Source organism: Psychrobacter sp. AOP5-GZ1-6 (assembly GCF_052376345.1).
In the GTDB taxonomy this organism is placed as follows: domain Bacteria; phylum Pseudomonadota; class Gammaproteobacteria; order Pseudomonadales; family Moraxellaceae; genus Psychrobacter.
Genome location: NZ_JBQSVP010000223.1, coordinates 1 through 2,164 on the forward strand (window position 1 = coordinate 1; position 2,164 = coordinate 2,164).

A 2,164-nucleotide genomic window follows, 5' to 3' on the forward strand; every position below is an offset into this window, starting at 1 on the left:
TAGTTGGTGTTGTACCAAATTAGTTGACCACTACAGTGTGAACACTAGGATTTAATCAATCTAAAGAAACTGTATAACCTATAGTTGTACCAGTTTCTTCATCAATTTTTCTAAAAGGTAAAAACCAGATATTAACCTCTTTTTCTTTTTTCCAGAAATTGAAAACCTTTTCTTGCTCTATAGTATAGGAGGCTCTGTTTTCTGAATCAACTAATGAAATAGTTAGAGAGTCAAGACTATTTTTGAACAAATCATCTTTCACAATAAATGAAAGTGAAGATTGATAAGGGCCAATATATATGTAGTTAGATATTTTATGAGAGTATAATTCTAAAGTGGACCCATGTGGTGGTAGGATATTGTAGAAGTTAAAAGTTACTTGAACGCTGTTATCTTTTTTTAAACTATTTAAATAGAGGTTGTAATCTTTTTTTAATTCTGTTTGAATGAGTAAAAAATCTTTCTTATCAAATTGTTGATAGTTGAATGCATTCATTGATTTCACCACGTAGAAATATATAAGAATTAATAATAATGCCAATCCAAATACAGGTAATATAAGTTTAAAGTTATTTTTTTTCATTTTTTATTTTGGAGTAAATTTGGTCATTGATGCAGGTAATCCTGTAGGAGTACTGGCAGCAACTGGTATTTTTAACCCACCTCCTTTTCGCCACAATGAATAACCGACTGTTCCTTCTGACACTGCCCCCCTAGGAACCCATCCCCACATATTTTTATAGCTTTCACCTAGTTCTGAATGTATTAGTGCTTCATAATTTTCTAATATAGAAATGACATCACTATTACTTACTTCTCTTTTATTTCTAAGGTCTTCAGATATTTTTTCAGCATCATTCTTAGGGTTCAAAATATTACTATATAATGTACGTTTATGGAATGCGTAAAAATCGATATTATGTCTGTTTGAGAACAGTTGAGCGAAACTATTATCAGGATCTGCTTCATTAACGTTACTAAATGAACTTTGAGTTCTAAGTGTTAGAGCGTCTGACATTCCTGTTCTACAAGCATATGAACGAGCTCTAGCTGAATCAATAAAGCTATTATCACTAATGGCGCTTATATCTGAATTGACTAGTTCGATACTAGGCCTACTACCATAGTTTAAAGTAATTTTTCCGTTTAAACCATGACAGAAAAAGGCTAAGTCTTTTATCTTATAAGTCTCTCTATCTTTATTTAATATTTCTATAACTTTTGATTTATTTTTTAATGCGATAAACGTTATGTCGTTAGTAAAGCTTATTTCATTCTTTAAACCTTCGATAGCTAGTTTTTCTAAACGAGTATAACCGTAATCGACATAAGCAATAGTCACTTTATCACATTCTCTAAATTTACTTCTATCTTTGATGAAAGGATAGGCAGCTGCAATAAACATGTTTTTTAGCCAAAAGTTATTGTATTCGAACTCGGAACCAATAAATACAATGTTTTCCGTTTTCGGTACTCTTGTACTTACTACCGCTCTATTAGTATTACTCTTTGGACTAGTCGATGACTTTCCAATTAACTCCCAATTATCAGCCATTAGAATTTCACCTCTATCTTAAGATCTTCAATTGTATAACTTTCTATAACTTTTGTTTGGCCTTTCTGATTTGTAATGCCTGTTTCAATACTTCCATCAGGTTTCGTAATTTTGTAGTGACAGTTCGGTATGGGTTCTTGAGTATCTTCATCGACAACGACGAACCCTTCATCGTATACAATTCTTAAGTTGTTATCTGTTTCTATTACTTTACTAGGCAACCCCGCCAACCCCTGTCCATCCATCCCGCCGCCATCACGACTATGCTTACCAGCCTTTTCCGTAAACTGCATTGCCGCAATCGTAATATCACCGCCATCTAGCGTGATACTCGCACCGCCCGCCGTCAGCGTAATCTTATTCGTTGCTACCACCTCAACCTCTTTAGTTGAGGATGACATATTCACATCTTGCTTCGCCGTTGCCTCAAGCTTCCCTGTATGCGCAGACAGCATAATATTGTCTTTACCATTGGTCATACTGAACTGACCATCAGCAACCACTGTCAAAGACTCACTACTGACCTGATGATGCCCATCACCACTACTTACCATCATATCTTGCTGAGTGGTCGTTACCATCTCACCCATAGATCGCTGAATCAGCGTC

At 34.9% G+C, this 2,164-nt stretch carries 3 protein-coding genes; all 3 read right to left on the reverse strand.

What is annotated here, in order from left to right; genetic code table 11:
* Positions 1-55: 55 nt before the first annotated feature.
* Positions 56-496 carry a hypothetical protein gene (locus tag ACT3RN_RS15230; protein ID WP_192520978.1) on the reverse strand — a complete coding sequence of 147 codons (441 nt, stop codon included), beginning with the start codon at positions 494-496 and terminating at the stop codon, positions 56-58.
* Between the two features lie 90 nt (positions 497-586).
* Positions 587-1,555, reverse strand: coding sequence for a hypothetical protein (locus ACT3RN_RS15235; RefSeq protein WP_192992635.1), 969 nt, complete (start codon positions 1,553-1,555; stop codon positions 587-589).
* On the reverse strand, positions 1,555-2,164 hold a 610-nt coding region (locus ACT3RN_RS15240; RefSeq protein WP_444518790.1), incomplete at its 5' end, for a DUF2345 domain-containing protein. The genes ACT3RN_RS15235 and ACT3RN_RS15240, both read right to left, overlap by 1 nt.